General features: G+C 43.2%; 4 protein-coding genes and 1 pseudogene. 3 read left to right on the top strand and 2 right to left on the bottom strand.

The window, feature by feature from the left end; genetic code table 11:
- Positions 1 to 205: 205 nt before the first annotated feature.
- A complete protein-coding gene (locus tag QUA43_RS30185) occupies positions 206 to 817 on the top strand; it encodes a pentapeptide repeat-containing protein (RefSeq protein WP_333379402.1) in 612 nt (203 codons plus the stop codon).
- Between the two features lie 97 nt (positions 818 to 914).
- Here QUA43_RS30185 and QUA43_RS30180 read toward each other — a convergent pair whose 3' ends face one another.
- Both QUA43_RS30180 and QUA43_RS30175 read right to left on the bottom strand, forming a co-directional pair.
- The gene (locus tag QUA43_RS30180) at positions 915 to 1,469 is read right to left on the bottom strand and encodes a DUF4915 domain-containing protein (protein ID WP_333379401.1); all 555 of its coding nucleotides are present in this window, start codon (positions 1,467 to 1,469) and stop codon (positions 915 to 917) included.
- A gap of 28 nt (positions 1,470 to 1,497) precedes the next feature.
- Positions 1,498 to 1,977, bottom strand: a pseudogene (locus tag QUA43_RS30175) (DUF4915 domain-containing protein).
- Positions 1,978 to 2,237: 260 nt separating this feature from the next.
- Here QUA43_RS30175 and QUA43_RS30170 point away from each other — a divergent pair.
- Both QUA43_RS30170 and QUA43_RS30165 read left to right on the top strand, forming a co-directional pair.
- Complete coding sequence (locus QUA43_RS30170; protein WP_333379399.1) at positions 2,238 to 4,556, top strand: TIGR03032 family protein; 2,319 nt, start codon at positions 2,238 to 2,240, stop codon at positions 4,554 to 4,556.
- A 125-nt stretch (positions 4,557 to 4,681) separates the two neighbouring features.
- Positions 4,682 to 8,472, top strand: a 3,791-nt coding sequence (locus tag QUA43_RS30165) for a choice-of-anchor Q domain-containing protein (RefSeq protein ID WP_333379398.1), incomplete at its 3' end; no start/stop codon positions are given.

Here is an 8,472-nt window from a genome sequence, read left to right as displayed (position 1 = left end):
GCTTGATATTATGCCCCTGCATAAATTCTATCCAGCGAGCAATTTCTGCATCGCGGTATCCTGGTCTGGCTGCACCAAACACAATTAATTCATTCTCTGAAGCCGCAGCGAATTTGTGCATAATGTTTTCAATATTTTTACCTATAATTAAGAAAGACGCACAAACCCTGAATCAACAGTGAAAAACAAGAGCTCGATTGGTTTAATGAACTGGCTGCAACCCAAACCAGAAACCGTTTTGCTATGCGACTCAAATGCAGCAGCTTCTGACATGGCATTCATGCTCAACGGTGAGTGGGATGGATGCAATAGTTTGGTGATCCCTAAATGCGACAAGGTAGCCATTGAAGCAGCCGCCCGTTTGCTGGAGACATCGTGGTGCTACCAAAATACTTGCGAACCGGTTTTAATTCGGCTGGAAGTTGACGAATTTTTGCGCCGTTATGCCATTGAAGACAGGTTTTTTATTAATGCTAACTTGCGATGCGCGCAATTGAGCGAACTTTGCTTGGAAAACATTGATTTGAGTTATGCTAAATTGAATTTGGCTAACCTCAGCGGCACTAATTTAAGCAAAGCAAACTTAATGGCAGCACAGATGCAATCGGCAAATTTGAGTGGCTGTAACTTGAGTAAATCGCAACTTGTGAGAGCGAATTTATCAGGAGCAAATTTATCAGATGCTAATCTCAAAGGTGCCGATCTGAGTTATGCAGATTTAAGCAATGTTTGCTTAACAGGTGCTGACTTAAGAGGTGCAAATTTAGCGAGAACAGACTTAAGAAAAACCAGCTTAGATGGCGCGATACTTGAGTAATACCAAATCCCGCTTAAATACACCCTCTCACACCCCGTGGGTAAATCCTGTAAACATTTATCTGCGTCCATCCGCGTACATCCGCCACCATCTGCGGTTAAAGTTCCAAAGTAATTAACTGAGCAATTTCTTCAGTCTGAAAACCCAAAGTTATCGGCCTTTGCAGTGTCGGAATCACCTGCACATCATAGAGTTCTGTGACAGTTCCTTCAAAACGCAACCAGTGAACGATCGCCCCAGTAGTCAAATCTATCACCATTATACCGCAGCGAGGCTCAGCATCCTTGGCTAGCAACAACTCATCCAATTCTAAACCGCTAAAAGTGTTGTCACCTCCCCGAGGTTTCGAGAGCCCAACAATTGCCCAATTCTGCCAAAATGCTAGTCCTCGGACATATCCCGGACAAAACGTAATTGCCTCAAATTTTCCTGTGTCTAAATCCACATAACCTAATTCCCCTCTCCCCGAATTCAGCAACCACAATTTATCTTGATACCAGCGCGGTGAGTGTGGCATTGACAATCCTGTGACGATGATATCATTAGATTCGATATCGATAACTACACCGCCGTTTTGTCTGCGATCGCGCCAGCCATCCACCACATCCGACTGACTCGACGCCGTGACATATTTCACCTCTCCAGCCACCATTGCCAAACCGTTGAGGTGACAGCGGTCTTCATTTATATTGTGATATAAAACTTGGTTTCCAGAGAGGTTTGCAACTGTGGCGATCGGTCACTGTAGCGATACAATTAAACAACGTGCTAATAAAAATGATTTGGTTATTTTTATCGACAGCTATATCGTGAATGTCGATATCTCCTGTAGTATAACCGATTCTTGGTATATATAATTTATCTTATTCTTGGTATAATTTCCCGGATTCTAAGACATTATTTAATTGCCAGAGTTGATATTTTGAACTTAAATAAAGGCGTTCCGGCGTGCAGTAAAGTCCCATTGCGCGATCGAATATTCGCCAAAAAGCCGATATTCTGTTCGTTTCTGGCACAGCGCCGATTAACATTAACCTGTTGGTTTGATAGGTAGTGCAGGCGAGGCTGATTTGTTGTTGGGTTAACCAAGATGGAAAATCGCGATCGCCAAAAATCTCGTGTTCGTGGGTTGTATTGAAAGTAGCTTGTTCGTTATTCATAGAATCTGGAGGCATATTTTTATACATCTCAAATATAACGCGATCGTATCAAATACATAACTGCTAGGCTGCTTTTTATAAAGATTTGTAAATGATCCAGCTCAAGCACTGACATGAATGGAACTTTGCTAATTCTTAGCAGTCAAGAATCTAGCGTGTCATCTCCCACAAACTAGAAATACCGCTGACAGAAATCAACCTCGGTATTTATTAGCTCTAAATTGAAACTTAAATCGAGCCCAATATCTATATTTTGCCGCATGAATACCCAAAATGTTTCTTTAACCAGCGTTCACACAACTAATTTCCCCAATATTTTAACTCAACTTGGTATTTCTCTAGTTGTTTCTACTTACCAAGCTGGTAAATTGATCGTTCTCCGTGCTGACAATAATACCATAAATACCCATTTTAGAACCTTCGATCGCCCAATGGGTTTAGCCGTCGATCGCGAAAAATTAGCCATTGGTACAGCTTACCAAATTATAGAACTTCGCAATGTCCCAGCAGTCGCGGCAAAGCTAGAACCCGTTGGCAAACATGACGCTTGTTATCTACCCCGCCGCCTTCATATTACTGGGGATATTGACATTCACGAAATGGCTTATGTTAATGATGAACTTTGGTTTATTAATACCCGTTTTTCCTGTTTGTGTACATTAGATAAAATTAATAGTTTTGTACCGCGATGGCGGCCCAATTTTATTAATGCTTACGATCTCAGCGATCGCTGTCATCTTAACGGTTTAAGCATCCGTAATAATCGACCACAATATATTACAGCATTAGGCGAAACAAATGAAGCCGCAGGGTGGCGAAAAAACAAAGCAAATGGGGGGATTCTTATTGATATTCCCAGTAATGAAATTATCTGTCGCGGTTTATCTATGCCTCATTCTCCCCGCTGGTATCGGGAGGAACTTTGGGTATTAGAATCAGGAAATGGTAGTTTAGCTAAAGTTGACTTAAGTTCGGGAAAATTGATCGCAGTTGCTCAAGTTCCCGGTTTCACTCGCGGTTTAGCTTTCTGGGAAAATTTAGCCTTTATTGGACTTTCACAAATTAGAGAAACCGCCGTTTTTAGTGGATTACCGATTACTAAAAGTCTCACAGAACGTAATTGTGGCGTGTGGGTAGTCAATATTAACACTGGTGAAGTCATCGCATTTTTAAGATTTGAAGGTGGCGTACAAGAAATATTTGCCATTGGTATTATTCCCGGCTTTCTATTTCCCGAAGTTATTAACTGGGACGATCAACTTTTGGGTGCGACCTATATTTTACCCGATGCAGCACTTCAAGAAGTAGAACTAACTGAGAAGATTCTACAACCAGAAGATGCCGAATATTTACTTAATTTGGGCAATGATGCCTACAATCAAGGCAATTTGGAAGCAGCAATGCAGCAATACCAGAAATGCCTAGAACTTAAGCCAGATTGTTTGATGGCACGGTATAATTTGGGAGTGGTTTATTTAGAACAAGAGCAATGGGAAGAGGCGATTATCGAATTAGAACAAGTAATTGCGACAAATCCCAATCATGCAGAAGCTTACAATAATTTGGGTATAATTTCCCAGCACGAACATAGATTAAATGAAGCCATAGAATACTACCAAAAAGCTATTGATATTCGCTACCAATTTCCTGATGCACATTTTAATTTAGGCATGGCATTATTACAAATGGGAGAATATACCCAAGGCTTTGCCGAAAGCGAGTGGCGTTGGCAAACCAATAAATTTACACCTTTTATTTGTCCTCAACCTTTGTGGGATGGTAGCGATTTAAGCGGTAAAACTATTCTAATTCATACCGAGCAAGGTTCGGGAGATGCCATTCAATTTATTCGCTATATTCCTCTAGTAGCTGAAAGTAGCTGTCGCATTATTTTAGTTTGCATTCCCGATTTAATGCCATTATTTGCCACGATTCCTCACATTCACAAGATGATTCCGCCGGGAGATATTGCGATATCAGAGTTTGATGTTTATGCTCCGTTAATGAGTTTACCTCATATTCTGGGTACAACTTTAGATACAATCCCTGCTCAAATTCCTTATTTAGAAGCAAGGGAGCAAAACGTTGTTTTCCAAATCCTACATTCATCTCAGTCTAACAAATTAAAAGTAGGAATTATTTGGTGTGGGAGTCCTACTCATAAAAACGATCGCAATCGTTCTTGTCAATTAGATGATTTCGCGCCTATTTTGAATATAAAAAATATTGATTTCTTTAGCTTGCAAAAAGTCACTAACCCGACAGATGTAGCAAAATTGCAAGAATTTAATGTCTGCGATCTAAGTTATTATCTGAGAGATTATGGGGATACGGCAAGAGCGATCGCGCAACTAGATTTAGTGATTACTGTGGATACTTCCGTTGCTCATTTAGCAGGAGCATTAGGTAAGCCAGTTTGGACTTTACTTTGCTATAGTCCTGATTGGAGATGGATGTTAGAAAGAAACGATACTCCTTGGTATCCTACCATGCGACTATTTCGGCAATCGCGATCGCGAGATTGGGTGGAAGTGTTTAATCGCGTTGTTGAAGCCTTAAATGGGTTTGCAGAAGATTAAAAATAGTTCAATGTTTTAAGTTAAATCCAATGATTTAGACGCGCTATAGACAGACCTTGGCTAGCTGAGCTATAATCAGCACAAGCTTTATTCAAAGACAAAAAATATATCAAGGGCAGGCAAAGATGGCTACAGTTATTGTAACTACATTAGACGACCTAGTAGATGGAACTACTACCAACATTACTACCCTAAATGCTACTCCTGGCGGAGCCGGAATCAGCTTGCGAGAGGCGATCGCAGCAGCTAACAACACTGCTGGTGCGGATACGATCGATCTTACCGGAGTCGCTGGCACTATTCTACTAACCAATGCCAGTGGTGCGCTACCCATTACCGACTCAGTAACTATTAATGGGCCAGGGGCGAGCAACCTGACAGTCAGCGGTAATAATGCGGTGCAGGTATTCAATATTTCCGGTGCGGGAACGACAGCAAATATTGACAGCATAACTATTGCCAATGGCAGGATCATAACTAATGGGGGTGGCATTGCTGTCGGAACTGGCAGTACCCTAAATTTGAGCAACAGCACGGTTAGCGGCAATAGAGCTACTGGCGCTCCTGCTGCTAATGGCAAAGGCGGCGGGATCTATAACAACGGCACGCTGACAGTGACTAACAGCACCATCAGCGGCAATTCGGCTACTTTCAACGGCGGCGGGATCAACAACTTTGGCGGCACAGTGACTGTGACTAACAGCACCATCAGCGGCAATTCGGCTACTTTAAACGGCGGCGGACTCCACAACAACACCAGCCGCAGGATGGATATAATTGACAGCACCATCAGCGGCAATTCGGCTGCTAACAACGGCGGCGGGATCTTCAGCAACTTCTTGAGTACGCTCAACGTAACCAACAGCACCATCAGCGGCAATTCCACTAATGGCAGCGGCGGCGGGATCTACTCCCTAGCCAGACCAGCAACTATCACCAACAGTACCATCAGCGGCAATTCGGCTAACTTTGGCGGCGGCGGGATTGTGATCAGCAACAGCACAGCCTTCCTGAACAACAGCACCATCAGCGGCAATACAGCTAATAGCAATGGCGGCGGGGTCTACAACTTCACCAGCACAACCACTCTGAGCAACAGTACCATCAGTGGCAATTCGGCTGCTAACAACGGTGGCGGGATCATCAGCAACAACGGCACAGCGAACCTAAACAACAGCACAGTTACCAACAATACGGCAGACCGCGACAATAACGGTGCAGGTGATGGTGGGGGTATCTTCAGGCAGGCTGGCACTTTCAACGTTCAAAACACCATTGTGGCAGGTAACTTCGACACGCCCAACAATGCGGGGTCAGGAACTATTAATCCAGATGTCTCCGGCACTTTCACCGACAATGGCAATAACCTAATTGGCATCGATCAAGGTAGCGGCAGTTTTGTTAATGGCACCAATGGCAATATCGTCGGCACCTTTGCCACCCCTGTCAATCCTCAATTAGCCGCTTTAGCTAATAATGGCGGCCTCACCCAAACTCATGCCTTAGTTAGTGGTAGTCCTGCCATCGACGCAGGTACTAATCCTAATAGTCTCACCACAGACCAACGCGGTACAGGTTTCCCCCGTGTAGTAGGTTCCGCCGCTGACATTGGAGCCTATGAATTGCCTAGTGATATTGCCATTAGCACAGCCAACAGCAGCCAAGCTGAAGGTAATAGCGGTACTACCAACTTCACATTTACTGTTACTAGAACACTCAATACTAGCGGGATTAGTACAGCAAATTATACCGTAACTGCTAGTGGAGCCAACCCTGCTAATACTACAGACTTCGGTGGAAATTTCCCCTCTGGTACTGTCACCTTTAATAATGGAGATACCACTCAAACCATCACCATTCCCGTTTCAGGTGATAACACCATTGAACCCGACGAAGACTTTACAGTTACACTTTCTACTCCATCATCAGGAACAATTATTTCCACAGCTACAGCTACAGGTACTATTCAAAATGATGACACAGTAGACCTGAATATTACCTTATCAGATTCTCCCGACCCAGTAACATTAGGAAATCCCCTCACCTACACTCTTACTGTTAACAATACTGGCAATGCTGATGCCACAGGCGTAGATGCAGAATTTACTTTACCCACAGGACTTTCTATAGTCGGAACTCCCACTGTTTCTAATGGTTTCACCTACGCGGGAACCACCGGCGGAGTTGCTAAATTTACAGGTGGTAGCATCAACGCCAGTAGTAACGCCACTCTGACTTTAGATGTCACTCCGAATAGTGCAGTAACTCTCACCAGTGGTACAGCAGTTGTCGATCCAAATAATACCATTACAGAAAGTGATGAAACTAATAATACAGCCACCGCAGTTACAACAACAGTTAACGCACCAACTGTCAACTTATCAGTTAGTAGTAATGCCGGGACTGAAGTAGGAACAACGGTAATTACTGTCACCGCTACAGCTTCTAGTGCAGTTTCTAGTAATCAAACCGTTGACTTAGGCATTTCAGGAACTAACATCATCCCCGGAGATTACAACCTTGCTAATACTACGATTACCATTCCTAGCGGACAAACTACAGGTGCTACGACCTTTACCGTTGTCGATGATGCTTTAGTAGAAGGTACGGAAACCGCCACATTAACTATTAATAATCCCACTTCTGGTATTGTATTAGGCAGCACAACCACTCAAAATATTGATATTACTGATAACGATGTAGCAGGTGTCACTATCACTCAATCTGGGAATAGTACCGATATCACTGAAGGCGGTACAACCGATAGTTATACAGTCGTATTAAACAGTCAACCCACAAATGATGTCACAATTGCCATTAATTCTGACAGTCAAAGTACCAGTAGTGCAAGTACCTTAACCTTCACTTCAGCTAATTGGAATGTAGCGCAAACAGTCACAGTCACAGCCTTAGATGATAACCTAGTTGAAGGCAATCATACTAGCACTATCAATTACATAGCAAGTAGTAGCGATACTAACTACAATGCGATTGCCATTACCCCGGTAACAGCCAATATTACTGATAATGATACTGCCGGTGTCACCATTTCTCAATCTGGGAATAGCACAGATATTTCCGAAGGCGGTACAACTGATAGTTACACAGTCGTATTAAACAGTCAACCCACAAATGATGTCACAATTGCCATTAATTCTGACAGTCAAAGTACCAGTAGTGCAAGTACCTTAACCTTCACTTCAGCTAATTGGAATGTAGCGCAAACAGTCACAGTCACAGCCGTAGATGATAGCCTAGTTGAAGGGAATCATACTAGCACGATTAGTTACGCAGCAAGTAGTAGCGATACTAACTACAACGCTATTGCTATTACCCCGGTAACAGCCAATATTACTGATAATGATGTAGCCCCAAATCCTACAGTTAACTTATCAGTCAGCAGTAATGTAGGTAATGAAGCTGGTACCACCGCAATTACCGTTACCGCTACAACTTCTAGTGCCGTTTCTAGCAACCAAACGGTTAACTTAGGTATTTCAGGAACTAACATCACCACGGGAGATTACAACCTCGGCGATACTAGCATTACCATTCCTAGCGGACAAACTACGGGAATTACCACCTTTACTATAATTGATGATGCTTTAGTCGAAGGCACAGAAACCGCCACATTAACTATTAGTAATCCTACCTCTGGCATCACATTAGGCAGCACCACTTTCCAAGATGTTGTTATTACTGATAACGATATACCAACACCAACACCAATTCCGACGCCATCGGTAACTCCAACACCAATTCCGACACCATCGGTAACTCCAACACCAATTCCGACGCCATCGGTAACTCCAACACCAATTCCGACGCCATCGGTAACTCCAACACCAATTCCGACACCATCGGTAACTCCAACACCAATTCCGACACCATCGGTAACTCCAACACCAATTCCGAC

The organism is Microcoleus sp. N9_B4, assembly GCF_036701635.1.
Classification (GTDB): Bacteria; Cyanobacteriota; Cyanobacteriia; order Cyanobacteriales; family Microcoleaceae; genus Microcoleus.
Note: the sequence above shows the minus strand (reverse complement) of the source record. Positions and strands in the feature narration are given on the sequence as shown.